The organism is Streptomyces tailanensis (assembly GCF_008386495.1).
Lineage (GTDB): Bacteria > Actinomycetota > Actinomycetes > Streptomycetales > Streptomycetaceae > Streptomyces > Streptomyces tailanensis.
Window position 1 is genome coordinate 87369 of sequence record NZ_VTHJ01000016.1, and the last position, 26447, is coordinate 113815.

General features: G+C 68.3%; 31 protein-coding genes, 1 tRNA gene and 1 pseudogene. 19 read left to right on the forward strand and 14 right to left on the reverse strand.

Features of this window, described 5'->3' with window-relative positions:
• Positions 1 to 68 precede the first annotated feature (68 nt).
• From F3T56_RS15650 to F3T56_RS15660, 3 genes are read right to left on the reverse strand one after another with little or no spacing between them, the layout of a single operon-like run.
• Positions 69 to 626: an NUDIX hydrolase gene (locus F3T56_RS15650; protein ID WP_246203635.1), complete on the reverse strand. Its 558-nt coding sequence runs from the start codon at positions 624 to 626 to the stop codon at positions 69 to 71.
• Between the two features lie 5 nt (positions 627 to 631).
• Positions 632 to 994 carry a hypothetical protein gene (locus F3T56_RS15655; protein WP_216372965.1) on the reverse strand — a complete coding sequence of 121 codons (363 nt, stop codon included), beginning with the start codon at positions 992 to 994 and terminating at the stop codon, positions 632 to 634.
• Positions 981 to 1463 carry a DUF6281 family protein gene (locus tag F3T56_RS15660; protein ID WP_149825806.1) on the reverse strand — a complete coding sequence of 161 codons (483 nt, stop codon included), beginning with the start codon at positions 1461 to 1463 and terminating at the stop codon, positions 981 to 983. The genes F3T56_RS15655 and F3T56_RS15660 overlap by 14 nt, the downstream gene beginning before the upstream one ends.
• Before the next feature lie 294 nt (positions 1464 to 1757).
• Here F3T56_RS15660 and F3T56_RS15665 point away from each other — a divergent pair, with 294 nt between their 5' ends.
• Positions 1758 to 3230, forward strand: a complete 1473-nt coding sequence (locus tag F3T56_RS15665; protein WP_149825807.1) for a VCBS repeat-containing protein — start codon at positions 1758 to 1760, stop codon at positions 3228 to 3230.
• 134 nt (positions 3231 to 3364) lie between these two features.
• Here F3T56_RS15665 and F3T56_RS15670 read toward each other — a convergent pair whose 3' ends face one another.
• Positions 3365 to 3883: an RNA-guided endonuclease TnpB family protein gene (locus F3T56_RS15670; RefSeq protein WP_342786937.1), complete on the reverse strand. Its 519-nt coding sequence runs from the start codon at positions 3881 to 3883 to the stop codon at positions 3365 to 3367.
• A gap of 295 nt (positions 3884 to 4178) precedes the next feature.
• Here F3T56_RS15670 and F3T56_RS15675 point away from each other — a divergent pair, with 295 nt between their 5' ends.
• Both F3T56_RS15675 and F3T56_RS15680 read left to right on the forward strand, forming a co-directional pair.
• Positions 4179 to 5651, forward strand: a complete 1473-nt coding sequence (locus F3T56_RS15675) for an FG-GAP and VCBS repeat-containing protein (RefSeq protein ID WP_149825808.1) — start codon at positions 4179 to 4181, stop codon at positions 5649 to 5651.
• Between the two features lie 99 nt (positions 5652 to 5750).
• The gene (locus F3T56_RS15680; protein ID WP_149825809.1) at positions 5751 to 7130 is read left to right on the forward strand and encodes an FG-GAP and VCBS repeat-containing protein; all 1380 of its coding nucleotides are present in this window, start codon (positions 5751 to 5753) and stop codon (positions 7128 to 7130) included.
• On the opposite strand, the gene F3T56_RS15685 is transcribed toward F3T56_RS15680, so the two are convergent.
• Both F3T56_RS15685 and F3T56_RS15690 read right to left on the reverse strand, forming a co-directional pair.
• Positions 7121 to 7306, reverse strand: coding sequence for a DUF397 domain-containing protein (locus F3T56_RS15685; RefSeq protein WP_149825810.1), 186 nt, complete (start codon positions 7304 to 7306; stop codon positions 7121 to 7123). The genes F3T56_RS15680 and F3T56_RS15685 overlap by 10 nt on opposite strands.
• Positions 7307 to 7316: 10 nt before the next feature.
• The gene (locus F3T56_RS15690) at positions 7317 to 8162 is read right to left on the reverse strand and encodes a helix-turn-helix domain-containing protein (protein WP_149825811.1); all 846 of its coding nucleotides are present in this window, start codon (positions 8160 to 8162) and stop codon (positions 7317 to 7319) included.
• Between the two features lie 221 nt (positions 8163 to 8383).
• On the opposite strand from F3T56_RS15690, the gene F3T56_RS15695 reads away from it, so the two are divergent.
• The 3 genes from F3T56_RS15695 to F3T56_RS15705 all read left to right on the forward strand — a co-directional run bounded on the left by F3T56_RS15695 (position 8384) and on the right by F3T56_RS15705 (position 9843).
• The gene (locus F3T56_RS15695; protein WP_246203637.1) at positions 8384 to 8785 is read left to right on the forward strand and encodes an ATP-binding protein; all 402 of its coding nucleotides are present in this window, start codon (positions 8384 to 8386) and stop codon (positions 8783 to 8785) included.
• A gap of 59 nt (positions 8786 to 8844) precedes the next feature.
• Complete coding sequence (locus tag F3T56_RS15700; protein ID WP_149825813.1) at positions 8845 to 9276, forward strand: SRPBCC family protein; 432 nt, start codon at positions 8845 to 8847, stop codon at positions 9274 to 9276.
• 228 nt (positions 9277 to 9504) lie between these two features.
• Positions 9505 to 9843 (forward strand): ATP-binding protein, encoded by a 339-nt coding sequence (locus tag F3T56_RS15705; RefSeq protein WP_149825814.1) that lies wholly within the window; start codon positions 9505 to 9507, stop codon positions 9841 to 9843.
• Positions 9844 to 9852: 9 nt separating this feature from the next.
• On the opposite strand, the gene F3T56_RS15710 is transcribed toward F3T56_RS15705, so the two are convergent.
• Complete coding sequence (locus F3T56_RS15710; protein WP_342786943.1) at positions 9853 to 10035, reverse strand: helix-turn-helix domain-containing protein; 183 nt, start codon at positions 10033 to 10035, stop codon at positions 9853 to 9855.
• On the opposite strand from F3T56_RS15710, the gene F3T56_RS15715 reads away from it, so the two are divergent.
• The 4 genes from F3T56_RS15715 to F3T56_RS15730 all read left to right on the forward strand — a co-directional run bounded on the left by F3T56_RS15715 (position 9972) and on the right by F3T56_RS15730 (position 13987).
• Positions 9972 to 10817 carry an LLM class flavin-dependent oxidoreductase gene (locus F3T56_RS15715; RefSeq protein WP_246203638.1) on the forward strand — a complete coding sequence of 282 codons (846 nt, stop codon included), beginning with the start codon at positions 9972 to 9974 and terminating at the stop codon, positions 10815 to 10817. The two genes, F3T56_RS15710 and F3T56_RS15715, sit on opposite strands and share 64 nt — an antisense overlap.
• Positions 10818 to 10897: 80 nt before the next feature.
• A complete protein-coding gene (locus F3T56_RS15720; RefSeq protein ID WP_149825815.1) occupies positions 10898 to 11293 on the forward strand; it encodes a nuclear transport factor 2 family protein in 396 nt (131 codons plus the stop codon).
• Positions 11294 to 11392: 99 nt separating this feature from the next.
• On the forward strand, positions 11393 to 12880 hold the full coding sequence (locus F3T56_RS15725) for an FG-GAP repeat protein (RefSeq protein WP_149825816.1): 1488 nt from the start codon (positions 11393 to 11395) through the stop codon (positions 12878 to 12880).
• Between the two features lie 84 nt (positions 12881 to 12964).
• Positions 12965 to 13987, forward strand: coding sequence for a Yip1 family protein (locus tag F3T56_RS15730; protein WP_149825817.1), 1023 nt, complete (start codon positions 12965 to 12967; stop codon positions 13985 to 13987).
• 70 nt (positions 13988 to 14057) lie between these two features.
• On the opposite strand, the gene F3T56_RS15735 is transcribed toward F3T56_RS15730, so the two are convergent.
• Both F3T56_RS15735 and dcd read right to left on the reverse strand, forming a co-directional pair.
• Positions 14058 to 14564, reverse strand: a complete 507-nt coding sequence (locus tag F3T56_RS15735) for a phosphoribosyltransferase (protein WP_149825818.1) — start codon at positions 14562 to 14564, stop codon at positions 14058 to 14060.
• An 11-nt stretch (positions 14565 to 14575) separates the two neighbouring features.
• On the reverse strand, positions 14576 to 15151 hold the full coding sequence (gene dcd, locus F3T56_RS15740; RefSeq protein WP_149825819.1) for a dCTP deaminase: 576 nt from the start codon (positions 15149 to 15151) through the stop codon (positions 14576 to 14578).
• Positions 15152 to 15675: 524 nt separating this feature from the next.
• Here dcd and F3T56_RS15745 point away from each other — a divergent pair.
• Positions 15676 to 15749 (forward strand) — tRNA-Gly (locus F3T56_RS15745).
• A 290-nt stretch (positions 15750 to 16039) separates the two neighbouring features.
• Here the strand turns inward: F3T56_RS15745 and F3T56_RS15750 are convergent.
• The 5 genes from F3T56_RS15750 to F3T56_RS15770 all read right to left on the reverse strand — a co-directional run bounded on the left by F3T56_RS15750 (position 16040) and on the right by F3T56_RS15770 (position 18933).
• Positions 16040 to 16603 (reverse strand): dihydrofolate reductase family protein, encoded by a 564-nt coding sequence (locus tag F3T56_RS15750; RefSeq protein WP_149825820.1) that lies wholly within the window; start codon positions 16601 to 16603, stop codon positions 16040 to 16042.
• Positions 16604 to 16967: 364 nt separating this feature from the next.
• A complete protein-coding gene (locus F3T56_RS15755) occupies positions 16968 to 17147 on the reverse strand; it encodes a DUF397 domain-containing protein (RefSeq protein ID WP_172638970.1) in 180 nt (59 codons plus the stop codon).
• A 20-nt stretch (positions 17148 to 17167) separates the two neighbouring features.
• Positions 17168 to 18022, reverse strand: coding sequence for a helix-turn-helix domain-containing protein (locus F3T56_RS15760; protein WP_149825822.1), 855 nt, complete (start codon positions 18020 to 18022; stop codon positions 17168 to 17170).
• Positions 18023 to 18029: 7 nt separating this feature from the next.
• Complete coding sequence (locus F3T56_RS15765; RefSeq protein WP_149825823.1) at positions 18030 to 18554, reverse strand: DUF6879 family protein; 525 nt, start codon at positions 18552 to 18554, stop codon at positions 18030 to 18032.
• Positions 18514 to 18933 carry a hypothetical protein gene (locus F3T56_RS15770; RefSeq protein WP_149825824.1) on the reverse strand — a complete coding sequence of 140 codons (420 nt, stop codon included), beginning with the start codon at positions 18931 to 18933 and terminating at the stop codon, positions 18514 to 18516. Before F3T56_RS15770 ends, F3T56_RS15765 begins: the two co-directional genes overlap by 41 nt.
• Positions 18934 to 19130: 197 nt before the next feature.
• Between F3T56_RS15770 and F3T56_RS15775 the strand changes: the two genes are divergently transcribed.
• The 8 genes and pseudogenes from F3T56_RS15775 to F3T56_RS15800 all read left to right on the forward strand — a co-directional run bounded on the left by F3T56_RS15775 (position 19131) and on the right by F3T56_RS15800 (position 26266).
• The gene (locus tag F3T56_RS15775) at positions 19131 to 19499 is read left to right on the forward strand and encodes a hypothetical protein (RefSeq protein WP_149825825.1); all 369 of its coding nucleotides are present in this window, start codon (positions 19131 to 19133) and stop codon (positions 19497 to 19499) included.
• A gap of 378 nt (positions 19500 to 19877) precedes the next feature.
• Positions 19878 to 20171 carry a hypothetical protein gene (locus F3T56_RS15780; RefSeq protein WP_149825826.1) on the forward strand — a complete coding sequence of 98 codons (294 nt, stop codon included), beginning with the start codon at positions 19878 to 19880 and terminating at the stop codon, positions 20169 to 20171.
• A gap of 127 nt (positions 20172 to 20298) precedes the next feature.
• Positions 20299 to 20469, forward strand: coding sequence for a hypothetical protein (locus F3T56_RS46175; RefSeq protein WP_172638966.1), 171 nt, complete (start codon positions 20299 to 20301; stop codon positions 20467 to 20469).
• Between the two features lie 20 nt (positions 20470 to 20489).
• Positions 20490 to 21737: a methyltransferase, FxLD system gene (gene fxlM, locus F3T56_RS15785; protein WP_246203639.1), complete on the forward strand. Its 1248-nt coding sequence runs from the start codon at positions 20490 to 20492 to the stop codon at positions 21735 to 21737.
• A gap of 70 nt (positions 21738 to 21807) precedes the next feature.
• The gene (locus F3T56_RS15790) at positions 21808 to 22002 is read left to right on the forward strand and encodes an FxLD family lanthipeptide (protein WP_149825828.1); all 195 of its coding nucleotides are present in this window, start codon (positions 21808 to 21810) and stop codon (positions 22000 to 22002) included.
• Between the two features lie 73 nt (positions 22003 to 22075).
• Positions 22076 to 24373, forward strand: a complete 2298-nt coding sequence (locus F3T56_RS15795) for a lantibiotic dehydratase family protein (protein WP_246203640.1) — start codon at positions 22076 to 22078, stop codon at positions 24371 to 24373.
• A pseudogene (locus F3T56_RS47820) lies at positions 24322 to 25121 on the forward strand (thiopeptide-type bacteriocin biosynthesis protein). The gene F3T56_RS15795 and the pseudogene F3T56_RS47820 overlap by 52 nt, the downstream one beginning before the upstream one ends.
• On the forward strand, positions 25118 to 26266 hold the full coding sequence (locus F3T56_RS15800) for a lanthionine synthetase LanC family protein (protein WP_149825829.1): 1149 nt from the start codon (positions 25118 to 25120) through the stop codon (positions 26264 to 26266). Before F3T56_RS47820 ends, F3T56_RS15800 begins: the two are co-directional and overlap by 4 nt.
• Positions 26267 to 26447 lie beyond the last annotated feature (181 nt).

Sequence of the window (26447 nt, forward strand, 5' to 3'; positions counted from 1 at the left end):
CTCCACGTCCGGACGGACAATGAACAAAACCCAGAAGCCGGACTTTCAGTCGCATATCGAACACGCGTCTAATTGTCGGGGTATTGCCGAGAGGGCCGACGAGGTGAGTGCTCACGCCACGGGTTTGATGACAGGGCGCGATAGCGGTCCAATGCCTCCCGCGAGTCCGGTACGAAGCCCGGTCGGCGCGCCAGGTCGACCAGTTCGGCCTCGGTCAGCCAGTCGTGCCAGGCGATCTCCGAGGGGTCGGGATTCACCTGCTCCGTGACGACCACCTCGTGCAGCCCGAGCCAGTACGGGCTGATCGCCCCCGCACACAGGTACTTGAACACGAACCGGGGCCGGACCCGAACCCCCAGTTCCTCCGCCAACTCCCGTGCGGCGGCGTCCTCGTACGACTCGCCGACCTCCGTCGCCCCGCCGAGCATCCAGTTGAGGTGCCCCGGGAAGCGTGACGCGTCATCGGGCCGGCGGTGTACGAGAACCCGGCCGTCGGCGTCCCTGCACACGACCGTCGCGATCCGATGCAGCCACGCACGCCGGATCGCCTCACCCCTGTCGACGACACCGAGCACCTCGTCCCACTCATCGACGCGCTCGACCAGCTCGATCCGCTCAGCCGACACGTGTCTTACTCCTCCGTCAAAAGGTCGACCAGCGTCCCGTGCACCTTGTCGAAGAAGGCGGGTCGGCCGCTCGCCGACTCCCGCGCCAGCACGTACAGCAGTTTCAGCTCTTCGTTCACCTGGGCGTCCAGGTGCCTCGATCCCCTATCCCCCGCCCTCGTCCGGGTCCTGATGATCTCGCTCTGCTCCTCGCTCGAGATGCGAAGGATGTAGGTGTAGGTGTCGTCGAAGACTCCGCCCTCCTCGACCGAGAAGGTGAAGTCGCCGACCGTCGTCCGGTAGGCGCCCTCCTCGTGCGCCTCCCATACCAGCTTCGCCCCTGTGGTGGCCTGCAACAGTTGCCCGGTTATCGCGTCACCCTTGTCCACTGCCGTCTCCGTCTCCTTCTCCGTCACCGTCTCCGCCGAAAATCCTCTCCGCCGCGTCCGTGAGGGGCTCGTCCTCAGGCCTGTGGACCATGACGGACACTTCGGCTCCCGGTGATTCACGGACCGCGATGGCGTCGTCGGTGTCGATGCCCTTGATGGCGTACGCCTCGTACACGGTGAGGTCCTCGGACGGGATGTCGTCGCCCGTGTCCTCCTCGCTCCCGCCCGTGTCGACGCAGATCGAGTGCTGGGCCGTTCCCACCTCGGCGCCGAGCGTGTGGTCGACCTTGCCCACATCGATGTACTCACGGCCGCCGTACTCCACGGCGAACGCGCACGACGCTTCCCCCTCCCCACCTCCACCGCTCGTCGCGACCGCCGCGCAGCCGGTGGTGAGCGGGAACATCACGAGGGGCACCAGGGGCAGCACCAGGGACGCCAGGGTGCCTCGTACGCCGTAATCGCTCACTGTCACGTCTCCTCGTCGTCGCGGTCGCTTCGCTCCACAGACGCCGGGCCTCCGGAGAACGTTCGGGCCAGTAAGGGAAGAGGGCCCCGGCGCCCCACCGGTTCCACCCGCCCCGAAAATTTCTCGAAGTCCCGTACAACCCTCCCCCACCTCCAGCGGTCTCCTGTTCGCCGACTCCCCTGTGAACCCCAGGCGAATTCCAGACAAACCCTGGACAAGCCTGGCCGGAAGAGGCACCCCATTGACTGCGGACGTCTGTGTCCAGGCGTCCCGCATGCCGCAGGAGATTCCCGTATGCACAAGCACCTGCGACTCGCCCTCGCGACGGCCTCCGCCGCCGCGCTCACCGGCGGTCTCATCACCTTCTCGGCCGTGACTGCGACGGCGGCCGACTCGGTCCACCAGCCCGTGGCAGACTTCAACGGCGACGGCTTCGGCGACGTCGCCTACTCGGCCGGCTACGCCACCGTCGGCGGCAAGAAGGGCGCCGGTCAGATCGTCGCCCTGTACGGCTCGGCGAGCGGTGTGACGTCCACCAAGCGCACCACGATCAGCCAGAACACCACCGGCGTGCCCGGCAGCGCCGAGACCGACGACGGCTTCGGCTGGGTCAGCGCCTACGGCGACTACAACGGCGACGGCTTCGACGACCTCGCCGTCTCCGCGCAGGAGGAGGACGTCGACGGCGACACCGACGGCGGCATGGTCCTCATCGCGTGGGGCTCGGCGAACGGCCTGTCCGGCGCGACGACGGTCAAGGACCCGGCGGTCTCCTCGCACGACCGCTGGGGCAGCTCCCTCGCCTCCGGCGACTTCGACGGCGACGGCACTCAGGATCTGGCGGTCGGCTCCTCGTCCAACCGCGTGTACGTCTTCAAGGGCGGGATCACCAAGTCCGGCACATACGGCGGCCGGTACTCCTTCACCACCGACATCCAGTCCGGCGGCCAGAGGGGCTCGCTCGTCCTCACCGCCGGTGACGTCAACGGCGACAAGAAGACCGACCTGGTCGTCAACGGCTTCGAGACCGACAGCGACTACGGCTGGAACACCAACTTCTACGTGCCCGGCTCGGCCTCCGGCCTGGACGCGGCAAGCGCGCAGGAGCTGAAGCGCGGCATCATCACCGGCATCGGCGACATCAACGGCGACGGCTACGGCGACATCGTCACCGGCCAGGACTGGGACCCCACGACCGACGGCAGTCCGTCCATCCCGGAGGCGTCGAAGGGCGGCAAGTTCCACATCATCTACGGCTCCGGCTCCGGCCCGGCCAATGTGGTCGCCGTGACCCAGAACTCCGGGAACGTACCCGGCTCCTCCGAGACCGGCGACTACTTCGGCAGCGAACTGTCCCTCGGCGACATCAACGGCGACGGCAGGACGGACCTGGTGGTCGGGTCGCCCGGCGAGAACCTGAACGGCATCTCCGACACGGGCGCGGTGACCGTCCTGTACGGCGCGGAGTCCGGCCTGAACGTCTCCTCCGGCTCCCAGTACTTCGCCCAGTCCACGGCCGGCGTGCCCGGCTCGGACGAGAAGAACGACTACTTCGGCGGCGAGGTGAAGCTCACCGACGTCACCGGCGACGGCAAGGCGGACCTCACGGTCGGCGCGTTCGGCGAGAACACCGGCAACGGCTCGGTGGTCTATCTGCCGTCCAGCGGCACGAAGATCACCACGACCGGCTCCCGTTCCCTCTCCCCGACCTCGGTCGGCGTCTCCACGGACGCGTACCCGCTCTTCGGCGCCAACGCTGCCAACTGAGGACAGCAGGGGCTTGTCACCTTCTCGGCCGTGAACGGCCGCTTGTGTACTCGGTCGTTCACACCTTGTCGCGCTCCCGACTGCCCCCTACGACAGGACGGTCACGGGTCGCATCTCCCCACGTTCCGGCCTGTTCAGGCTGGTGCGGGGACGGGTGCGGTGACGAACACCCACGCCGAGCGTGCGCGGTTGCGCACGTTGACCCCGGCGACGTGGTCGGCAGACCCAGCGAGGCCGCACCGACGACAGGAGAAACGGTCCCGGTCGGGCCGGTTGGCCCGACCGGTGTGCCCGCAGCGCGGGCAGCGCTGCGAGGTGTAGGCCGCGTCCACTTCCAAGAACGGCACCCCGGCCTTGCGGGCCTTGTAGGCGAGGTGCTGTCCGAGCTGATGGAACGGCCACGAGGAGAGCGTGCCCCGCTGGTCGCGACGAAGCCGTGCCCGGTCCCGGATCCCGTCGAGTTGTTCGACAGCGATCCCCCGACCGGTGCGTTGCGCGACGGACACGATCTCCTTGCTGATCCGGTGGTTCACATGAGTGGCATGACGCTGTTCCTTCCGCGCGCGGCGGGCCGCACGGCGGGTGGCCGAAACTGGCCCGTGATGGCGGTGGTGGCGGCCGTACACAGCCCCGACATCGCGGGCCGGACCCACAGGCGGGCGTGGCTGTGGTCGCCGGGGCCGGCCCAGCGGCTTCGGCGACGCTGACGGCCGTAGCGACGCTGACGACCGGCAGCCGCCGTGGGGCGCTCGGCTGATCCCCAGCCAAGCCCCAACAGTCCGAACGCCCCCAACTGCCCCAGAAATTAATCGAATTCACGTACAACCCTCGCGCATCCCCAACGGTCTCCTCTAAGCCGCCCCACCCGCCCCGAGGCGTGGCGGGGCGGCATCTCATCGACTTCGGGCGCCCCGTCCGGGTGACCCGCGTGCAGCAGGAGACTCCCGCATGCGCAAGCAGCAGCACCTGCGACTCGCCCTCGCGACGGCCACCACGGTCGCGCTGACGGGCGGTCTGCTGACGTTCTCGGCCGTGACGGCGACGGCGGCCGACGGCGTCCACCACCCCAAGGCGGACTTCGACAAGGACGGCTACGGCGATGTCGCCTTCTCGGCCGGCAACGCCACCGTCGGCGGCAAGAAGAACGCCGGCCAGATCGTCGCCCTGTACGGCTCCAAGAGCGGCCTGTCGGCCGCCAAGCGCACCACGATCAGCCAGAACACCAAGGGCGTCCCCGACTCGGCCGAGACCGGCGACGGCTTCGGCTGGGTCAGCGCCTACGGCGACTTCAACGACGACGGCTACGACGACCTGGCCGTCTCCGCGTACCAGGACAGCGTGGGCAAGGACGCCGACGGCGGCACCGTGACGATCGTCTGGGGCTCGGCGAAGGGCCTCTCCGGCGGTACGGCGATCAAGGACCCGGCGCCCTCGTCGCACACCGAGTGGGGCAAGTCCCTGGCCGCCGGCGACTTCGACGGCGACGGCAAGGAGGACCTGGCGGTCGGTCACTCCGGGAACAAGGTGTATGTCTTCGACCGCGGGATCACCAAGTCCGGCAAGATCGGCCGTACGTACACGATCAAGGCGAACATCCAGACCGGCAGCAATGCCGGCGCGCTGGTCCTCACCGCGGGCGACGTCAACGGCGACAAGCGCACCGACCTGGTCGTCAACGGTTACGAGACCGACAGCTCGGCCGGCTGGGACACCAACTTCTCCTTCCCGGGCGCGTCCGGCGGCCTCGGCAAGGCGGGCGGGGTGAAGGAGCTCAAGCGCGGCTACCTCACCGGCATCGCCGACATCAACGGCGACGGCTTCGGCGACATCGTCACCGGCCAGGAGTGGGAGCCGACCAAGGGCAACCCCTCCGTCGCGGTCAAGGGCGGCAAGGTCCACATCGTGTACGGCACCGCTTCCGGGCCGGGCAAGGCGGTCACCGTCTCCCAGAACAGCGGCAGCGTGCCCGACACGTCCGAGGCCAACGACCACTTCGGCGGTGAGCTGTCGCTCGGCGACATCAACGGCGACGGGTTCGCCGATCTGGCGGTGGGCGCATACGCCGAGGACGTGAGCGGGAAGGTCGACGCGGGTGCCGTGACCGTGCTGTACGGCTCGTCGTCCGGCATCAACGTGAAGTCGGGCGCCCAGTACTTCACCCAGAACACGGCCGGCGTCCCCGACTCGGCCGAGAAGGAGGACATCTTTGGCGCCGAGGTGAAGCTGACCGACGTCACGGGTGACGGCCGGGCGGACCTGACGGTCGGCGCGATGGGCGAGAACACGTACAACGGCTCACTGACCTACCTGCGCTCCGACGGCAAGCGGATCGTCACCTCCGGCGCCCGTCTGATCGGCCCGAAGCCGGTGGGCGTCTCCACGAGCGGTGACGCGAGGTTCGGCGGCAACGCGGCCAACTGACCTGTAGAGCAAGCAAGTTGGTGACCACGTTCCTCGGTCGACGAGGGATGCGGCCCCTCCTCGCACTCACCTCACCTCCCCTCCCTTCCAAGGACGTTCATGCGATTCCGTACCGCCACGGTCGCGGCGACGCTCGTCGCGGCGACCGTGACACCCCTCTCCCTCTCCATCGCCCCCGCCTCCGCCGCCCCCGCCAAGTACGCCGACGACTTCAACGGCGACGGCCACCGCGACTACGCGGCCTTCGCGTACGGCCGTGACCTCGACGAGAGCAAGGGCGGCGGCGTCCTCGTCACCTTCGGCACGGCGAACGGCCCCGGCACGAAGGTCCAGTTCATCTCGCAGGCCAGCGCCGGCGTCCCCGGTGCCGACGAGACCGACGACTTCTTCGGCGAGGTCCGCACGGCGGCCGACTTCAACAAGGACGGCTACGGCGACCTGGCCGTCTCCGCGAACGGCGAGGACGTCGGCAAGAAGAAGAACAACGGCACCGTCACGATCCTCTGGGGCTCGTCCAAGGGCCTGTCCGGCGGCACCACCCTCCCCGCCAGGGGCGGCTCGGGCTTGGCCCGCGACTTCGCCACCGGCGACTTCAACGGCGACGCCAAGCCGGACCTGGCCCTGGTCCGCGGCAGCAAGACGTACGTCTACCGGGGCGCGATCACGAAATCGGGCGTGAAGGGCTCCGTGACCGTCCTGGACAAGGACAGCTCGTCCTTCTACTCCACGGCCGTGATCTCCGGCAAGGTGAACAAGGACGGCAAGACCGACCTGGTCATCATCGGCGACGTCGTCTACCCGGAGTACATCGCCTCGGACGCCTGGTTCATCTCCGGCGGCAAGGCCAAGCTCTACCCCGGCAAGACCCTGCGCATCGAGTCCGTCAAGGGCAACGGCGGCGAGGCCGAGCGCGGCGGAGACGGCCTGATCGCCGACTTCAACAAGGACGGCTACGGCGACATCGCCATAGGTACACCCTTGTACGACCGCTACAAGGGCCGAGTGACGCTCTGGTACGGCGCGTCCTCGGGCCCGTCCAAGTCCGCCCGCTTCACCCAGGCGACGAAGGGCATCAAGGACACCCCCGAGCCCGACGACTCCTTCGGCGCGTCCCTCTCCGCCGGCGACGTCAACGGCGACGGCTACCGCGACCTGGCGATCGGCGCCTACGGCGAGAAGCTGGGCACCCACGGCTACGCGGGAGCCGTCCACGTCCTCAAGGGCACCAAGTCCGGCCTCACGGCCACAGGTTCCCAGTGGTTCGCCCGCGACACGACCGGCGTCCCGGGCGCCCTGACATCCGACGACGCCTTCGGCGGCACGGTACGCCTCCGCGACACCAACAGGGACGGCAAGGCCGACCTGTACGTCACCGCGAACTACGGCTCGGTCCTGCTGCGGGGTTCGTCGAAGGGCGTGACGACGACGGGCGCGCAGTCGGTGAAGGGCGACATCATCGCGGGCATGCTTCAGCCGTAACGCCGCAGGGAGCGTATGAGGGCGGCGAGCCCGGTGACGGTTGTGGCTATGACCTTGCCGGGCTCTTCGCTTTCGCGGAGGAGGGGGGTTTCTGGGGTGGTGGCAATCTCAAGGCAGTTGGGGGCGTCGTCCCCTTCGGAGAAGGAGGACTTCTGCCACACGAAAACCTCTGCCATGTCGCGCCTTTCAGGTGTGTCGAGCCAGCTCATGAACGAAGTCCCTTGACTCTACGACTCCAAGTGCGGCCTTCTGGACCTCGGCGATCCATCTCCGGTACGTAGCGAGCTGGGCCTCCGCATCCAGGAAGGCACCCCCATGCGGAGCGTCCCGCAAGACAGTGTCCAGCTGCGGAACGGGGCCGACCAGCAAGAGAATCGGACTACTGTTCCGGAATCCGTCCCTGTCGAACGGCACGACGCGCACGCTGACTTGAGGCCGCTCGGACTGCTCCAGAATGTGCTCCAACTGCCGCCGGGCAACCTCGCGATCGGCCTTCCTGATCCGCAGCGCAGCCTCATGGATGACGACCTCGTAGAGGAAATCATCCCTGTCCAGGACCTTCTGCCGCCGCAGCCGAAACGCCACGCGGAGCTCCCGCTGCTCCTGGGTCAGCCCCAAAGGGGAATCCTCGTAGAGCGCCCGCACATGCTCCTCGGACTGCAACAGCCCTGGAATGTTGACGATCTCGACCGACTTCACGTATCGCGTGTGGTGCTCCAGTTCAGCGAGGTCGAGAAACCCGCGCGGGAGCGACCCTCGGGACTCCTCCCACCACCCCTTCCCGCGCTCGGTCGCCATGGCAACCAGTGCCTCGACCAGAGCAGCGTCGTCGCACGAGTACTGACTGGCGAGGTACCGAACGCGATTCGCACTCACCCCGACCCGCCCCATCTCCGTGGCGGAGAGCTTGCTCTCGGCGATCCCCAGCGCCCGCGCTGCTTCCCGACCACTGAGCCCAGCCCGTTCCCGGAGTTTGCGCAGCTCAGCGCCAAGCCGCTCCTGGCGCGCTGTGATGATGCTCCGTGCTGGCATGTACCCGTTACCTCCTGGGAGTTGATGCCCCATTATCCCGGTTCAGCTTGACGGGGTTCAAATGATTCCCATACCGTCAGTGACGCGACGCACACGCTGCGGAAACACCGGAACGTCCCGGAAGCGCACCGCACCGCCCTGCCATGGCGGGCGCGGCAGAGCCACCGCCCGAGACCACAGCGCTCCCCACTCCTCCGTACGACCCCACCGGGAGACCACCCATGTCGAAAACCCACTGGGAGTACACGCTCTACGTCCCCCACGACCCCCGAGCCGTAGGCATCTGCCGCCGCACCCTCCGTGACATCCTCACCACCCACCGCCTCACCGACCTCCTCGAACCGGCGGAGCTCCTGGCCTCCGAACTGGTCACGAACACCCTCCGCCACACCGACGGCCCGGCGGCCATGAAGATCAGACAGTCCGGCCCCGCCTTCCGCCTGGGCGCATGGGACACGGACCCCACACCGCCCACGATCACCACCGCCACCCCCAACAACACCTCCACCTCCGGCCGAGGCCTGCACCTGGTGAACGCGTACGCGGACGACTGGGGCTGGTTCGCGGTGAACGGCACGAACGGGAAGTACGTCTGGTGCGAACTCGGCACCAAGCCGGACTAGCGCTTGCAGGCGCACACTGGAAAGAGAAGGCCATACGTCGTGACCTGTGGAGGTGGGCCATGAGCACCCTCGAAAAACATGTCGACGTCGGAGTCCCGATCGACAAGGCCTGGGACAGCCTGCACCACGTGGAGAACTACTCACGCTTCGTGGACGGAGTACGCGACGCCCGTACGGACGCGAAGGGCCGGGCGCATCTGTCCATCGAGGCCGGCGACCACACCCGCGAGGTCGACGCCGAGTACGTCGACGGCCCGGACAACCGCGTCCTGGAGTGGCACACCAGAGGCACCCCCGAGCTGACGGGTTCCTTCTCCCTGCTGCCGCTCGACAAGACCCACACCCGCGTCCAGGCCCGCCTGGAATACGACCCGGACGTCGTCAGGGACACCTTCGGCGGCCCGAGAGGCTTCGCCCAGGCGAACGCGGTCGAACGCGTGGTCCGCAACGATCTGGAGCACTTCAAGAAGTACGTCGAACAAGGACGGTGAGTAACAGCCCTCACTGGCCCTGAATACTCCCGGGGTGAACAGGGGGGCGGGGATGACGGGGGCACGACGCGGATTCCGGGTCATGGGCAGCGCGGGACTGCTGGCCGCGGGCGGCGTGGCGACCAACCAGGTCCTGAACGAGGGCAAACTCAGCTGGACCTGGCGGTACGCCTCGCTCTGCGTAGCGGACGGGTGTACCTACGCCAACTCCGCGCGAGCGTCCGGGACATGGAGACGGTCGGCATCGCCACCCAGAGCGAGTTCGTGTTCCGGATGCGCCAGGTGTACATGGACGTCAGCGTCGTACCGCAGCCACCGCACACCGTGTCCAGGGAGCCGCACCTGGGCGCGGTGACCGGCGGGGAACGCAGAAGCCTGGCACCGGTACTGCGGGACGCCGAACAGGAGGAGAGGTCCAACGTCCTGACCGTGATCGGCGGCCCGGGCTCGGGCAAGACGACACTGGCGCGGAACACCGCGCGAACTGTGCGGGCACGTCGTGGAGGGGCTGCTCGGCGAGCGCTGGACCAGCGCCGCGCGACGGCGGCCCACTGGGCAGGGCGGTGATCGGCGAGATCAACTGACGGCCCTCGCCGGGCCTTCCGCGGCCGTGGCCAGGGACAGCATCCGCTCCCGGTAGTCGCTCGGCGTGATGCCGTGGTGGGCACGGAAGGCGCGGGTGAAGTCGGCGGGGCGTGGGTAGCCCCAGCGGGCCGCGATGGCCGGGATGGGGACGTGGCGTTTCGACGGGTCGGCCAGGTCACGGCCGCAGCCGGCGGTTCGGCCTGCTGGCGCAGTACCGCATCGACTGGGCCCGCACCCGCCCCCTCTCCCGCGTCAAGGAGGCCCTGTACGTCGTACGCACCCTCCTCGACGAGGGCAGCATCTCGTACGACGGCGAATTCTTCTCCTACGACGGACTGTTCACCTTCGCCCGACCGGTCCAGAACCGGCTGCCGCTCAAGCTCGGAGCGATGCGCGGCCCCAAGTCCTTCGAGGCGGCTGGGGAGTTGTCCGACGGCTGCCATCACGCACTGAGCTACACGCGGGAGGCGTACGACTACGCCGTACGGCACATCCGCGCCGGAGCGGAACGCGCCGGCCGGGACTGGCGGTCCCTGGACATCGGCGCCTGGGTCGTCTTCGCGACCGGCCCGGACTCCGCGGCCGCCAAGGACGCGGCCCGCAGCATGGTCGGCATCTATGCCTCCTCCATGCCCGAGGAACAGCTGCGCCGCAACGGCGTGGACCCCGGCGAACTCAAACCGGTCATCGACGCCATCGCGGCCGGCGACCTGGCCCGCGGTATCGAACTGACCACCCCGGACATCGCCGAACGCCTCTCCGTCGCCGGTACCCCGGAGGAGTGCGCGGAGAAGATCCGCCGCGAGATCGCCCCCAGCGGCGTCAACCACATGATCTGCGCCCTCACCGACCGCGCTCTCGTCAAGGCCTTCACCGGCCGCGACCTCCCGGAGGCGGCCGACGTGAACACCCAACTCCGCCTGATCCACGACCGGATCATGCCCGCGTTCGCCTGACGGAGGCCAGTGGAAGATAATGGCTCATATCAGTCCAATAGGTTCCATACGCCCACACATGGGAAAGCTGGCGATCCCCCATGGCTGAACACCCCCACGCCGCCCTCGTCCGCAAGGGCTACGACGCCTTCTCGCGCGGCGACATGGACACTCTGCGCACCCTCATGGCCGGCGACTGCACACACCACGTCCCCGGCGACCACATGCTGTCCGGCGACTACAAGGGCCAGGACAACTGCATCAACCTCTACCAGCGCCTCTTCGAGGAGACGGGCGGCACCTTCAGCGTCGACCTGGAACGCGTTCTCGTGGACGGCCGCGGCCACGCCGTCACCGTGCACCGCTACACCGCCGAGCGCGGCGGCAAGCGCCTCGAACAGAACGGCGCCCTCGTCGTCCGCATCGTCGGCGACAAGATGACGGACATCGACGAGTGCCAGGAGGACCTGGACAAGGAGAAGCAATTCTGGTCCTGACGGCCCGCACAACCTCGCACGATCTCCAGGTGTCACACAGGTGAACGAACCACAACCCCCTGTTCAGAACCCGTGTTCGGCCACCGACTTGGAGCCCCCGTGCGCAGACGGACGTACGCCCTGGCCATCGCCACCGCCACGGCGGCCCTGCCCCTCACCCTCACACCCACCGCAGGCGCCGCACCGCAACCCACCCCCACCACCCCCGTCACCAGCGACTTCAACGCCGACGGCTACCCGGACCTGGCCGTCGGCGTCCCCGACGCCGCCGTGAACGGCAAGGCGAAGGCCGGCTACGTGCACGTCCTCTGGGGCGGAGCCAAGGGCCTGGGCAACCACGGCGGCATCCGCGTCAGCCAGGCCACCGCAGTGGTACCGGGCACCCCGGAGCAGGGGGACCGTTTCGGCGCGGCCGTGGCCCTGACGGACACGAGCGGCGACGGCGTCGCGGAGCTGCTGGTCGGCGCCCCCGGCGAGGACGTCACCGGCCGCGGCAAGGACGCGGGCGTGGTCGTCGCGATCGGCGGCGCGAAGAGCGCCACCCAGGGCCGCCCGGGCCCGGGCTCGAACGTCCTCACGGGCCCGTCCCCCTCCTCCGCGTACGGCTGGTCGCTCGCCGCGGCCGACCTGACCGGCGACGGCGGCCGGGACATCGTGATCGGCGGCCGCGACAAGGTCGTCCTGCGCGCTGTCGTCGACGGCGGCGAGGACGTCGTCGTCACCACGGTCCTCGCCACCCCCATGGGCGGCCGCGCCCCGCTCCTCGCCACCGGCGACTTCACCGCCGACGGCACGGACGACCTGGCCCTCGCCTTCCACACGATCAACGCCCCGTACACCCAGTCACACGTACGCCTGTGGTCCTGGGACCCGGCCGAGCGCCGCATGGCCAACACCTGGAACTCCAGCAACGGCGCCGCCTCCGCCCTCGCCGCCGGCGACTTCGACGGTGACGGCCTGGACGACCTGGTCCTCGGCGAGTGCCGTGAGATCGCCGACGAGAACATCGACGACCCGTGCGGCCCCGAGTCGTACGCCAAGGGCGGCGGCATCCACATCAAGTACGGGAACGAGAACGGCTCCTTCGGCCTCCGCGCCCAGACCCTCAACCAGGACACGGTCGGCGTCTACGGCGTCGCCGAGGACGGCGACCGCTTCGGCGCCTCCCTCGCCGTACTCGACTTCAACGGCGACGGCCGCGACGACCTGATCGCCGGCGCCCCCGGCGAGGCCATCGGCGCCCGCGCCCGTGCCGGCGCCGCCACGCTCCTGCTCGGCCACACTTCCGGCATCGTCGATCCGTACGGTGAGGCCACGTCCGTCCAGTACCACCAGAACCGCCCCCGCGTCCCCGGCGCCGCCGAGCCCTCCGACGCCTTCGGCACGACGGTCGCGACGGGCGACTACGACAAGGACGGCACCCCCGACACGGTGATCGGCGCCCCCGGCGAGAACACGAACTCGGGCGGAGTCTGGCTCTTCCCGAAGACCTCCACGACAGGCTCGTACGCCCTCACCCCGGCGAAGCTGGGCCTGCCGTCCCCGACGACGGCGTTGTCGTACGGCAAAACCCTGAGCAGCCACTGAGAGAGCGCCTCGCGAGGGTTGCCCGACCTGCCCCTGACCAGCCCCTGAATTCCCCTGCACGCCCTGCTGACGAACCCTTAGGGGATGTCACAGCTCGGCCGCAAAGCCGGGCCGGTTGCCCCGGGTCCGGCACACCACTCGCCGGGACCAGGTACGTTCGATGACGTGGCTGGATTCAGGATCGGACGCGGCCGGGACAACGGCGCTCCTCAAGCGCGACCGCAACACCCCCCGTACGGACAGCAGGCCCCGCAGGCCGGCGGCCCGTCGTACGGCTATCCCCAGACGCCCGCTGGGCCGCCGTACGGCGGCGGCCGGGGCGGCGGCGGCCAGGGCTGGCCCCAGACGAACGGCGGCGGGCACCCCGGAAACTACGGGCCCCAAGGCAATCATGGGAACCACGGCGAGCCGGAGTACTTCGGCGACGACGGTTCGCACCCCGGCGCCGGCGCGGACCCTTACGCGGCCAACAACCCCGGCCACACGCAGGCGTTCTCGGTCGGCGAGGACCCGTACCACCAGAGCGAGCCCTACCGCGCGGGCCAGGCCCCGCCGGCCCCGCTCGGCCCGCGCCTGCCCTGGAAGGCCCTGCTCAAGGGGATCATCACCAGCCCCAACCAGACCTTCCTGGTGATGCGCGACTACGCGGTATGGGCCCCCGCCCTCATCGTGACGTTCCTGTACGGCCTGCTCGCGGTCTTCGGCTTCGACACGGCCCGCGAGGACGCGATCAACGCGACGCTCTCCAACGCCGTACCGATCGTCCTGGTCACCGCCGTGACCATGGTGGTGAGCACCTTCATCCTGGGCGTGGTCACCCACACCCTGGCCCGCCAGCTCGGCGGCGCCGGCGCCTGGCAGCCCACGGTCGGCCTCTCCATGCTGATCATGGCCCTCACGGACGCGCCCCGCCTGGTCGTCGCCATGTTCGCCGGCGGCGACGCCTCCTTCGTCCAGATCCTCGGCTGGGCCACCTGGGTCGCCGCGGGCGCCCTCCTGACCCTGATGGTCTCCAAGTCCCACGACCTCCCGTGGCCGAAGGCCCTGGGCGCATCGGCGATCCAACTGATCGCGATCCTGTCACTGATCAAGCTGGGCACGTTCTAGCAGGAACGTGTACGAGTAAGGGGCTCCCGGCGTACGACGCCGGGAGCCCCTTCTCACGTGCTCACGCCCCTCAGGCGTCGAGAACCTGCCCGTCCCTCCGGACGACCGGCGGCTCGACAGACCACGGGAAATTGATCCACTCATCGGTCCGCTTCCACACGTACTCGCACTTCACGAGAGAGTGGGACTTCTCATAGATCACCGCGGACCGAACCTCGGCCACGGTCTCGACGCAGAAGTCATGGACGAGCTTCAGCGTCTTTCCGGTGTCGGCGACATCGTCCGCGATCAGCACCTTCTTGTGGGAGAAGTCGATGGCATTCGGGACGGGAGCGAGCATGACGGGCATTTCGAGGGTCGTACCCACACCCGTATAAAACTCGACGTTGACCAGATGAAGATTCTTGCAATCAAGGGCGTAAGCGAGCCCACCCGCGACGAACACACCCCCACGCGCGATGGAGAGGATGATGTCCGGCTGGTACCCGTCATCGGCGATGATCTGCGCGAGCTCACGCACGGCGGAGCCGAAGGCGTCGTAGGTGAGGTTCTCGCGCGTCTGGGATGTCTGGGCCATGTGGGACGCGCTCACACCCGGGTCCGGTGGAAGTTGTGGAAGGACCGGGAGGCGGTCGGGCCCCGCTGCCCCTGGTACCGCGACCCGTACCGCTCACTGCCGTACGGGAACTCGGCCGGCGAACTCAGCCGGAACATGCACAGCTGCCCGATCTTCATTCCGGGCCACAGCTTGATCGGCAGCGTCGCGAGGTTCGACAGCTCGAGGGTCACATGCCCGGAGAAACCGGGATCGATGAATCCGGCGGTGGAATGGGTAACGAGCCCGAGCCGCCCCAGCGAGCTCTTCCCCTCAAGCCGGGAAGCGAGATCATCGGGAAGGGAGATGACCTCATACGTACTGGCGAGGACGAACTCCCCGGGATGCAGAATGAACGGCTCATCCCCCTCCGGCTCCACGAGCCGCGTGAGATCCGCCTGCTCGATGGACGGATCAATGTGGGGGTACCGGTGATTCTCGAAAACGCGGAAGAACCGGTCGAGACGCACATCGATGCTCGACGGCTGCACCATGGATGGATCGTACGGTTCGATCCGCACGCGACCGGCGTCGATCTCGGCCCGGATGTCCTTATCTGAGAGAAGCACGTCCCGAGGATACGCAAGACGCGCGGACCCCCCACAATCGGGCGGACCGCGCGTCCTGCTTCCCTGCTACTGCTACCGCTTCTCCAAGGCCACCGGCACGACGCTGCGCAGCCGCGCACAGCGAGGGCAGCGCATGAGCCGACCAGGACCGAGGCGCTCGGCCTGCTGCATCGGGAACGAAGCGGTGCTGAACACGTGCCCATCGGCACAGCGGACGACGGTGCGCTCCATCAAGTCCAAGAGTCCCTTCCCCAAGAGCCGCGTCTGGCTGTCGAATTGACGTCGACCTGACGACGAAAGCCACATTACGGGATGAAAGGGACGGCCCTCCAGGCGGCACTCCGAGTCCCCCGAAGGCCCACCCAGACCCTCTTCCACGCCTCCACCGTACGCCCCAACTCCCGCCCCCCGCAGCCCCATCCCCACCCCTGAAACCAACCCGGGCCCCACGCTTCCAACACGCGGGGCCCGACATGAGGTAAAGTAACGACGCGTTCCGACACCGGCACCGACCGGCGCCTTACGCGGGTGTAGTTTAATGGTAGAACATCAGCTTCCCAAGCTGAGAGCGCGAGTTCGATTCTCGTCACCCGCTCCATGATGAAACCCCAGGTCAGCGGCCTGGGGTTTGTTTTTGTCTAGTCCAATTTGGGGGTTGCGTGCCCTCCGCGTGCCCTAACTAGCCTGGGACCTCTGGCGAGGTGTTGCAGGTTGACATGCCGCCGGCGCCAGGCACCAGCCCTTTCGGGATCTTTTCTGTCTGCCTGGGGCGAACTGATGTCTTTGGACAGCTGTAGGGTCTCGCGGCTGATGTCGTAATCTCACGGGCTATGTCGTACCGATGTCGTATACGACATCACCGTGAGACTAGCGCGTGGGTGCTGCTGCTCAGCGCCTCGTCTCGTACCTGGTCAGGACCACGCCGCCGGGAAACGTCCGCGTCTCCACCAGGTTCAGGTTCACCCAGTTGTCCAGCGCGGTGAAGAACGGCGTGCCGCCGCCCACCAGGACCGGCGCGGTGGCCAGCACGTACTCGTCAATCAGCCCGGCCCGCATGGCCGCCCCGGCGAGCGTCGCGCCGCCGATGTCCATCGGGCCGCCGTCCTCGGCCTTGAGCCGGGTGATCTCGGCGACCGCGTCGCCGGTGACCAGGCGGGTGTTCCAGTCGACCTTGTCGATCGTCGAGGAGAACACCACCTTCGACATGTCCCGCCAGCGGCGCGCGAACTCGATCTTCGCCGGGGTGGCGTTGGGCTGCTGGTCGCCGGTGGGCCAGTAGGAGCTCATCGTCTGCCACAGCTTGCGCCCGTACAGCGTCAGGTCGGTCGCCTGCAACTGGTCGGACCAGAACTGGAACAGCTCGTCGCTCGGCACGCTCCAGCCGATGTCGTCGCCGGGCGCGGCGATGTAGCCGTCCAGGCTCAGGTTCATGCCGTAGATCAGTTTCCGCATGGCGCCAGCCTTCCGTGAGTCGGTCTCACGCGTACAGACCGGCGCGGCGCGGGAAACTCATCGGTGCGTGATCTGAGCTCACATGTAGTCCTCGTGCTCGGGGCTCAGCGTGGTGTACTCAGCCGACTCGGACAAGCCGCCTGATCTCGACCTCGCCCTCGCCCTCGCCTTCGCGAGGAAATGCCACGGATTTGAGACTGATCATGGGTGACAAGGCCGTGAGACAGCCAAGAACGCCCAGGTCACGCAAGATCGACATGTCACGAGCGGCGAGACCCTACAACAGCGAAGTGAGCCGAGCACCTCTCGCTGATCTGACAAATGAGGATGATCGGCACCGTCCACAGGGCCCTACGCGAACGCCTCAGTGCTGTCTCTGCCTGGTGTGCTCCACGAAAGCCGTCCACGTGGCTGGTTGGACTTCGATCATTCCCCGGCCGCGTGCCTTGGTGTCCCGGATCATCACCTTGGTCGGGTCGTTGTCTGCCACTTCGACGCAGTTCTGCGTCTCTGTATAGGAGCTGGTTCGCCAGTTCGGGGTCATCGGCTGCACGGTGCGCTCTCCTAGTCGTTGGGGATCTGGTCGTAGTGCTGGATCGCCGTGGAGATGAGGTCTCGGACGGCGGTGCCGTAGACCGCTGACTGCTTCAGGAGGGCGAACGCCTTGGTGTACAGCTCGATTTCTCGGGGCTGGGAGACGGAGAACTCAGCCGAGTAGGTCTCGAGGAGGACGAGTCGGCTGTCGAACATCGAGAACGCGTTGCCCGGCCAGATGAGGGTCGGGGCGGACTTGGGGACGATGCCCAGGCTGAGGCGGGGAAGGCGCATCACCGCCAGGAGGCGGTCGAGCTGTCCCTTCATCACTTCCGGGCCGCCGAAGTTGGTGTAGAGGGCCTGTTCACCGAGGAGGACGTTGAAGATGCGTTCGCCCTGGTACAGGTACTGCTGGCGTTCGAGTCTCTTCGCCACGGCCGCTTCGGTATCGTTGGGTATCTCGTAGTAGCTGACGCCCTGTTGGAATACCTCGGCGGCGTAGTCCGCGGTCTGGAGGGTTCCCCAGATGAGTGTGGGGTGCCAGATGCGGAAGACCTTGGTCTTGGCGTAGACCGGGATGGCTTGGCGTTGTCGTTTCTCGACGCCGGTCTGGAGGTGTCGGCGCCATTCGAGCCACAGTTCGTCGACGTGGCGGACGATCGCGACCAGGTCGCCGAGCTGGTCGCCCTGGCCGGTCGTCTCGCACCAGACGCGGATGTCATCCTCGCTGGGGCGCTGCTTGCCGTTCTCGATGCGGGAGACCTTCGACTCCTGCCACGTGGTGGCGCGCGCGAATGCCCGGCCGCTGGCGAATCCGGCATCCTTGCGGAAGCCGCGCAGCCGGGCACCGAGCGCTTGCAGTGCCTCTTGTACTTGGGTGCTCACGGATTGGTCAGGGCTTGTACTCGGGGTGCGGGATGGCGGCGGACCACAGCAGGTCCCGTAGGCGTACGCACTCGGCCACGGTGTCCGGGTCCTCGATCAGTTCCGACCCGAGCACACGGCCGTCGGGGGCGAAGTGGCCCACGGCGAGCAGGCGGTCGTCGTACAGCCACCAGTCGTTGCCTCCCACGGGGAAGGTGATGCCCTCCGGCAGGCGGTGCCGGGGCAGCCAGCGGATCTCCTCACCGGCCTCCTCGTTCAGGGCGGTGGTGGCGTGCTCCCACTGGATGTAGGGGGTGTGCGGCTCGGTGACGACTCGGACGCGTCGGACGGTTTTCCCTTGCGCGGTGACGCGCCGGATGAGCTGTGTCCAGGGTTCCATGTAGGAGTAGTCGACGGTCTCACCGCGGAGCCAGCTCGTGAACGGGCTGTCCTCGTCGGGGACGGAGTAGTCGTCCCTCAGCTCCAGATGGAATGCGTCCTGCGCGAAGCTCTCAAAGAGCTGGTTGCGCTCGGCGCTGGAGATCAGCTCCACGCGGTTCCTCCAGTAGGGCGGTGATCGCGGCCTTGGGGACCTCGACCACGGTCTCGTAGTCCGGAATCTCCATCTGGGCCAGAGCCTCGGGGTCGGTCACCTCGCGGCCCTGGACGACGAACGTACCGCTCGGCGTCAGGATCATGATCGGATCCTCGACACGCCTGATCTCCCCGGCGGCCAGGTCGTCCTTCGTGAGGTGCTCGAACAGCTCTGTGGGCACCTCCACCGCTGTCTCCCCCTCCGGGATCTCAAGCTGCGTCAGCAGGTCGTTCGCGAAGATCTTCCAGCCCTGGACGAGGTAGGTGTCCCGGTCTGTGGCGTACAGGGTCGGGCAGTCGCCGACCGTGGAGTTCTTACCAAGGAACCGTAGCTTCATGGTGGTTCTCCTGTCTGCTGCCTTGCTTGGGATTGCGCGACATGACGATGGTCGATGGGCTGTTGTGGGCCGTCAATCGGCTTGCTGCAAACTCGCGCAATCTCCTTGGGACTTGGGTGACGGCCCTCTACGTTCGTCTCCGAACCCGAGCAACCGAGGCAGCCGCCGCACGTTGCGGTACCGAGGGGAGATGCGTGGTGAGCACCGTGACGGACAGACGCAAGGCTCCAGCCGTCGACAACCAGCCCATCGACACGGAGTTGATCGCGGACAGCACCGACGCCGCCCTGAGGATCAAGCTGGGCACCTCCACCCGCGAAAGCATCGACATCAGGACCACGGCCGTCATCGAGCAGCTGAACCGGCTTCTCGGCATGGACCTGGGCGCGGACGAGGACCCCGACATCAGGCATCTGGTCAGACGGGCGAACAAGCTGCTGGATCTGTCAGAGCGTCCTACGAAGGAGACGCCGGCCTTCAGCGCCTTCTTCTACATGCGCGACGTCGCCAGTCTCACCCGCCGACTGCTGTGGATCTGCCCGGAGGCAGGCGGCCATGCGCCCTGATCACCCCGTGCTCCTTCATGTCTCTCCCACGCCGGCACGCGCCGTCTGCGGGCCTGAGTCCGGGTTCTGGTGCGAGTGGCGTCATACGGATGGGCGGCGCATCAGCTGTGCCGCGCAGCCGACCGCCGCTTCGGCTGTCCGATGGGCACGCATTCAAGTCCGCGTCATCGCCTCGGCCGCTGAGCCGGCCTTCATCGACCCTCTCGTGGACCGACGTGCCCAGAGCTGGCGGGACGCCGTCTCAGCTCTTCAACAAGGTGTGGATTTCACGCTGCCGCTCGCAGCGGGGTCGTGCTCCTTCGTGTGGCATGCGCGCCCCGTCGCCTTTCTGCTCGTCGGCGGTAACCCGATGCCCCATCTCCCGGGAGGAGGCCCGCCATGGGGGTGAGGCCAGGAGAGTTGTGGAGCCGTTTCGACTGGGCGACCGGCAGCTGCTTCAGGTGCGAGCAGACGAACGTCCCCGTGGCCGAGGTCGGCGAGATCGCGATGGCGGGCACGGCGTTTCCCCTCTGCGCCTGCCAGCGATGCGTCTTCAGGCTCGAACAGCTCCACTGGACTATGAGCGAGCGCGCCGCCCGCCTGCGGAATGCCCCGGCTCCCGGACAGCCCAGTCCCCTCGGCCAGTGGCCCACCAAAGCGCCACTCAACAGACCGCCCGCCCACGTCGCGTAGGAGAACGGCCGCGTCCTGGGCGGGCCTTCAACCCCGCTCCCGCTGTTCGAGCTGGAGGTATCCCCGACCTCAGAAGGACAGGTCACAGCGGGAGCGGGTCGCACCGCCACAAGAAGAGAGAGCCGCCTTGGCAACCGAGGAACCAGACGACGACACGTTGTTCGACCTGATCGGCGCCGTCGGCGCCGGAATCAATGCCAGTAAGGACGAGGGCCTTCCCCTTGACGTGCGCGAACTCGCCGCTGACCTGGCCGACAACACCGCAGACAGGCTGGCCCAGTTCAAGAAGACGACGTAGTGCCGAGAAGGAGAATGCTTGTGAATGACACTCCCGCCCCAACGTCCGAGAAGCACAACGCCCCCGCATCCGAACAGCAGATGCGTGATGCCATGGTGGAGCGGCTGATCGAACTGGGGGCCGCGCGCAGTGGCCGCGTCGTGGCCGCGTTCCGTTCGGTACCCCGGCACCTGGCCACCCCCGAAGTGGACATGGCCAAGACCTACGAGGCCGAGTTCGCCCCGGTCACGAAGACGGATGCGACGGGCGTGAACATCAGCTCGGTGTCCGCCCCGCGCATCCAGGCCATGCAGATCGAGCAGGCGGACATCCAGCCGGGGATGAACGTCCTGGAGATCGGCTCCGGCGGGGTGAACGCGGCCTACCTCGCCGAGATGGTGGGCGAGCAGGGCCGCGTCGTCACGATGGACATCGACCACGACGTCACCCAGCGTGCCGAGGAGTTCCTCAAGGCGACCGGCTACGACCGGATTGTCACCGTGATCACAGCCGACGGCGAGCATGGCGTAGCCGGCCACGCGCCGTACGACCGCATCGTCGTCACCGTGCAGGCCGCCGACATCCCGCCCGCCTGGGTCCACCAGCTGAAGGAGGGTGGTCGGCTCGTGGTGCCGCTGCGGATGCGTGGCATGACCCGCACGGTGGCGTTCGTCCGCGACAGGGAGCGGCTCGTCAGTGACGGGTTCGAGCTGTGCGGGTTCGTGCCGATGCAGGGCGTCGGGGGGAACCGCGTGCGCCTGGTATTGCTCCACGACCTGGAAGGGGAGGAGATCGCCCTCCGCCTGGACGGCCATCCCGAGCCTGACGCCGAGGCCCTGGGTGTGGCCCTGGGCATGCCGCGTGTCGAGGCGTGGTCGGGCGTCACCGTGGCCGGCGACGAGTCCACCGAGCACCTGGACCTGTGGCTGACGACCGCCCTCGACAACCTCCCCTTGATGGCTGCCAAGATCGGCGCACGGAAGCGTGGGCTGGTCGGCTCCGCGTCGCCGATCGGCGTCCCCACGCTGGTGGACGGGGACAGCTTCGCCTACCGCACCGCGCGCCCCACCGACGACCCCGACCGGTACGAGCTCGGGGCGATCGGCCACGGGCCGCAGGGACAGAAGGTCGCGGACCGTCTGGTGGAGGAGATCCAGGTCTGGCACAGCGACCACCGGGCCCACCGTGCGCACATCGAGGTCCACCCGGCAGGTACGCCGGACGACCGGCTTCCCGCGGGCCGTCTCGTCGACCGACCCCACACGCGGGTCACGATCACCTGGCCGTGACGCCGTCGGCGGCGCCACGGCCAGGCCGGCACAGCACATCCCACCCGCCTTTTCCCGTGAGGAGTACGTGATGGCACAGCAGAATCCCACGACAACGCTGAAGGCCGCGACCGACTACAGCACCAACACCGGGTCGGACTTCGACCTCAACATCGAGACCCTCGCCTCCACCCCGGTCATCGGCTCGCTGCTGAACGACACCAGCGACAACTGCACCTCCACCTGCCAGTCCGCCTGCACCAACAGCACCTGCATCGGCGGCTGACCCAACCAGGGGCCGGGCGGAATCTGACACGCCCGGCCCCGCGCACCGCCGTGACGAAGAAGGAGGCACAGCGATGTACCACGCAATCGACGCGAGCATGATCCGCACATCAGTCTTCCCGCTGGCCGCGACGCTTCCTCCTTGGCCCGACCTGGATGGGGAAACCCCCGCCGACGTCGAACGCCGACGCGACTGGATCGCCCAGGTCTGGGCGGACGACACCCGGGCTGCGGCCATCGAGTTCGCCGCGCCGCTGATCGCCGCCGCCATCCGCGACGTGCTCAGCGGAGAGCGGCAACGGCCGCGCTCCGTCCGGCGCACCGCGGCCTCGCTCGCCCGCTACCTGCTGCGCATGCAGCACCGCGCCACACCGTTCGGGCTGTTCGCCGGCCCCGCCCCCGTGAGCATCGGCCGCACCGCTCGGGTGAAATGGGGGAAGGAGCACCGTGCTTTCGCCCGGGCCGATGCCGAGTGGTTGAACGCCGCCATCACCGCCTTGGAAGGCAACCGCGAGGTGCTGCGGCGCCTGCCCGTGATGGCAGATCCGACCTGCACGGTACGAGGCACTCGGGTGGCAGTACCGCACCAGTCCGGCACGAATGGCCCCACCGACACCACACTGCGACGAACCCGAGCCGTGGAAGCGGTGCTTACCTTGGCCCGTACGCCGATCACGGTGGGCGACCTCGTGGCCAAACTCCACGGCGACTCCCCAGATACGCCGACTGCGGTGATCGAGGACATGTTGTCCAGCCTCGTCGCCCATCGCGTCCTGCTGACGAGCCTCCACGCCCCCATGACGTGCGACGACGCGCTCGGACATCTCATCGCGCAGCTCGACGCCACGGGTGCCGACGCCACATCAGGTGGGGCGGAGACAGCCGAGGAGCTGCGAAAGATCCACCAGCTCCTCACCCTGCACGACATCGCTGCCCAGGATGAGCAGCAAGCCCTGCGCGTCCAGGCGGCTGCGCGAATGAACACCCTCACCGACGCCACCACCCACACCCTGGTCGTGAACGTGCGTCCCGACTGCGACATCATCTTGCCGACAGCGGTCGCGCGGGAGGCGGAGCGTGCCCTGGAAGTCATGTCCCGCATCTCGCCGTACCCGAACGGCTCTCCGGCGTGGCAGGACTACCGTGCACGGTTCCTGGAGCGCTACAGCATGGGCGCGATCGTCCCCCTGCGCGACCTGACCGACCCGGACACCGGCCTCGGCTTCCCCGTCGGCTACCGGGGCACGGTCCTGAAGCGGCCGGTGCTGGCCACGACCCGCCGCGACGAACATCTCCTCGCCCTCGCCCAGTCGGCGGCCCTCAATGATCGGCGCGAAGTCGTCCTCACCGAGGAGGACATCGAGGCCATGTCACTCGGGGAACCCACGCAAGTACCCGCGCACGTCGAACTGTGCTTCACCGTGCTGTCGCCCTCACTGGAGGACCTGGAGCACGGCCGGTTCGATCTGGTCACCGCTGGTCTGTCTCTCGCGGCCGGCACCACGACGGGCCGTTTCCTGACGATGCTGGATCAGTCGGACCGCGACCGGATGACTGCCTTGTACGCCGCCCTGCCAACGCTGGCCGCCGGAGCCGTGCGCGGGCAGGTGTCCAGCCCACCCCTGCGCATCCCGACCCGCAACGTCGGCCGCGCTCCAGCCGTCGTCCCGCACGTCCTCTCGGTCGGCGAGTACAACCCGGACGCCACGCTCGACCTGGACGACCTCGGCGTCATCGCCGACTCCCGACGCCTCTACCTGCTCTCCCTCTCCACCGGACAGCTCATCGAGCCCTCGGTCATGAACGCCGTGGAACTCAGCAGCGCCACCCACCCCCTCGTCCGCTTCGTCACTGAACTGCACCGCTCCCACACCGCCATACTCACCCCCTTCGCCTGGGGTGCCGCGGCCCGGCTGCCGTTCCTGCCCGAAGTCCGCGCCGGCCGCACCATCCTGTCCGCCGCCTGCTGGCGGCTGAACGCACGCGACCTCTCCGACGACAGTCGCGACTGGATGTTCCGTTTCACCGACTGGCGCATCCGCTACGGCGTGCCTCGCACCGTGTACGTCGGGGGCAACGACCAACGGCTCCGCCTCGACCTCGACATCAGCGCCCACCGCCAACTCCTGCGCGCCGAACTGGACCGCCACGGAACGGTGACCGTGCACGAAGCGCCCGACGAGGCGGCCTTCGGCTGGGTCGGCCGCGCCCACGAAATCACCGTGTCCTTCGCTTCCGACCAACCGCCTTCCCTCGCGCCGATCAACCGCACGGCAACCGTCGTCCGCCACGACTCAAGCCGCCTGCCCGGCGCCGGCGAGTGGGCCTACCTGAAGCTGTACGGCAACGCCGACCGGGCACCGAACTGCTGACCTCGCACCTCCCGAGTCTCCTCCACGACTGGGACGCCGACGCACCGACGTGGTGGTTCACCCGCTACAACGACCCCGACAGCCACCTCCGGCTGCGACTCCGCCTCCCGAACCCGAACGCCTTCGGCGAAGCGGCACAGCACGTCGCCGCCTGGGCGAACGCACTACGTGCCGAGGGCCTGCTCCAACGCGTGCAGTGGGACACCGACGAGCCGGAAACCGGACGCTACGGCACCGGCCCCACCTGGACGCCGCCGAACAAGTCTTCGCCGCAGACTCCGCCGCCGCCCTCGCACAGATGGCCCTCCCCATCCCCGAGAGCCTCCGGCCCGCCGTCACCGCCAGCAGCTTCGTCAACATCGCCGACGCCTTCCTCGGCTCCCCAGCGGACGGACGGGCATGGCTTACGACGAATCTCCTGAAGAACGACGGCGAAGCCACCACCCGCGACGTACTCTCCGCAGCCGTACGCCTCTCTTCCCAGGGCCCCGACCACCCGGCCCTGCGAGCCTTGCCCAACGGTGAGCACGTCGTGACAACGTGGGCCCTGCGCCGCACCGCCCTGACGGCCTACCGCCAGGCTCTCGAAGCGCACGGTGCCGACCCCGCCGCGGTTCTGCCGTCCCTCCTGCACATGCACCACAACCGGGCCGCCGGCATCGCCCCCGACAGCGAAGCCATCTGCCGCCGCCTGGCCCGCGCCGCCGCCCTTTCCTGGACCGCAAGAGAAGAAGGAGCCCTGCGGTGACCACCGCTCCGCCCGCCCCGGACACGGACGCCACACTCCGGCAGTCCCTCGCCCGAGGCTCCCTCGGCATCGCCCTGCTCCACGTCGAACGCGCTCGCCAGGGCACCGGATCCTGGCAGACCGTCCATCAGCAACTCGCCGACATCGGCCCGCTCCTGGACGGCAACGAGACCGGCCTGTTCCTCGGCGCGCCTGCGATGACGTACGTGCTGCACTGGACCACCGTCGACAGCAACCGGTACACCGGCGCCCTGCAAACGCTCGACCGCATCGTTGCCGCCCACATCCGACGCCGACTGACAGCAGCACACGCCCGCATCGACCGCGGCGAGCCGACCACCTTTGCCGAATACGACCTCCTGCGCGGCCTGACCGGCCTCGGCGCCCTCCTCCTACGCCGCGCCCCTGAGGGTGACGAGCTCAAGGGCGTGCTGGAGTACCTGGTGCGCCTGACCGAGCCGCTCCACACCGCCGACGGGCGACCCCGCCTGGGCTGGTGGATGAGCCACAGCCGCGTCAACCTCAGTGCTCCCACCCCCGGCGGCCACGCCAACGCCAGCCTGGCCCACGGCATCACCGGCCCGCTCGCCCTCCTCGCACTCGCCAAACTCCGCGGCATCACCGTGCCCGGCCACGAGAAGGCGATGCTGCGGATCTGCCGCTGGCTGGACCAGATACGAGTGAACGACCACCGAGGCACCCGCTGGCCGCGCTGGATCACCGAAACCACCACCGTGCCCCCGCACCTGGCCGCCCCCTCCTGGTGCTACGGCACCCCCGGCCTGGCCCGCGCCCAACAACTCGCCGCCCTCGCCCTGAACGACCCCGACCGCAAACGCATGGCCGAACGAGCACTCCGCTACTGCCTCGCCGACCCCACCCAACTCGACCAACTCACCAGCCGCGGCCTGTGCCACGGCCTCGGCGGCCTACTCCGCGTCGTCCAACGCGTCACCCAGGACGCCGGCGAACCACGCGCTTTCGTCCACCACCTGCCACAGCTCAGCGAGCGCTTCCTGACCACCGAACCTCCAGCCGAGACCGGCTTCCTCAACGGCTCGGTCGGCGCGACCCTCGCCTCCCAGAACATCCAGGAAGGCACCCTCCCAGCCAGCGACTGGGACGCCTGCCTCCTCCTCATCTGACCCCGCCACCGGAAGGATCCGGATGAACCTGCACGACAGCAGCACCATCGAGCAGGCCATCCTGGCCGTCCTCACCGGCACCCCGCTCACGGAAGCCGCCATGCAAGCGCAGACGTCGCCCGAGCATCTCGCCGAGGCCACCAAGCGCTACCGTGACGCCGGCCGGTCAGCACTCGACCCC

Excerpts from the sequence above, each read along its gene's own strand:
- F3T56_RS15665 (WP_149825807.1), top strand. The coding sequence starts at position 1,758 with ATGCACAAGCACCTGCGACTCGCCCTCGCGACGGCCTCCGCCGCCGCG.
- F3T56_RS15675 (WP_149825808.1), top strand. The coding sequence starts at position 4,179 with ATGCGCAAGCAGCAGCACCTGCGACTCGCCCTCGCGACGGCCACCACG.
- F3T56_RS15680 (WP_149825809.1), top strand. The coding sequence starts at position 5,751 with ATGCGATTCCGTACCGCCACGGTCGCGGCGACGCTCGTCGCGGCGACC.
- F3T56_RS15685 (WP_149825810.1), bottom strand. The coding sequence starts at position 7,306 with ATGGCAGAGGTTTTCGTGTGGCAGAAGTCCTCCTTCTCCGAAGGGGAC.
- F3T56_RS15690 (WP_149825811.1), bottom strand. The coding sequence starts at position 8,162 with ATGCCAGCACGGAGCATCATCACAGCGCGCCAGGAGCGGCTTGGCGCT.
- F3T56_RS15695 (WP_246203637.1), top strand. The coding sequence starts at position 8,384 with ATGTCGAAAACCCACTGGGAGTACACGCTCTACGTCCCCCACGACCCC.
- F3T56_RS15700 (WP_149825813.1), top strand. The coding sequence starts at position 8,845 with ATGAGCACCCTCGAAAAACATGTCGACGTCGGAGTCCCGATCGACAAG.
- F3T56_RS15705 (WP_149825814.1), top strand. The coding sequence starts at position 9,505 with ATGGAGACGGTCGGCATCGCCACCCAGAGCGAGTTCGTGTTCCGGATG.
- F3T56_RS15720 (WP_149825815.1), top strand. The coding sequence starts at position 10,898 with ATGGCTGAACACCCCCACGCCGCCCTCGTCCGCAAGGGCTACGACGCC.
- F3T56_RS15730 (WP_149825817.1), top strand. The coding sequence starts at position 12,965 with ATGTCACAGCTCGGCCGCAAAGCCGGGCCGGTTGCCCCGGGTCCGGCA.
- F3T56_RS15735 (WP_149825818.1), bottom strand. The coding sequence starts at position 14,564 with ATGGCCCAGACATCCCAGACGCGCGAGAACCTCACCTACGACGCCTTC.
- F3T56_RS15750 (WP_149825820.1), bottom strand. The coding sequence starts at position 16,603 with ATGCGGAAACTGATCTACGGCATGAACCTGAGCCTGGACGGCTACATC.
- F3T56_RS15755 (WP_172638970.1), bottom strand. The coding sequence starts at position 17,147 with ATGACCCCGAACTGGCGAACCAGCTCCTATACAGAGACGCAGAACTGC.
- F3T56_RS15770 (WP_149825824.1), bottom strand. The coding sequence starts at position 18,933 with ATGAAGCTACGGTTCCTTGGTAAGAACTCCACGGTCGGCGACTGCCCG.
- F3T56_RS15780 (WP_149825826.1), top strand. The coding sequence starts at position 19,878 with ATGGGGGTGAGGCCAGGAGAGTTGTGGAGCCGTTTCGACTGGGCGACC.
- F3T56_RS15790 (WP_149825828.1), top strand. The coding sequence starts at position 21,808 with ATGGCACAGCAGAATCCCACGACAACGCTGAAGGCCGCGACCGACTAC.
- F3T56_RS15795 (WP_246203640.1), top strand. The coding sequence starts at position 22,076 with ATGTACCACGCAATCGACGCGAGCATGATCCGCACATCAGTCTTCCCG.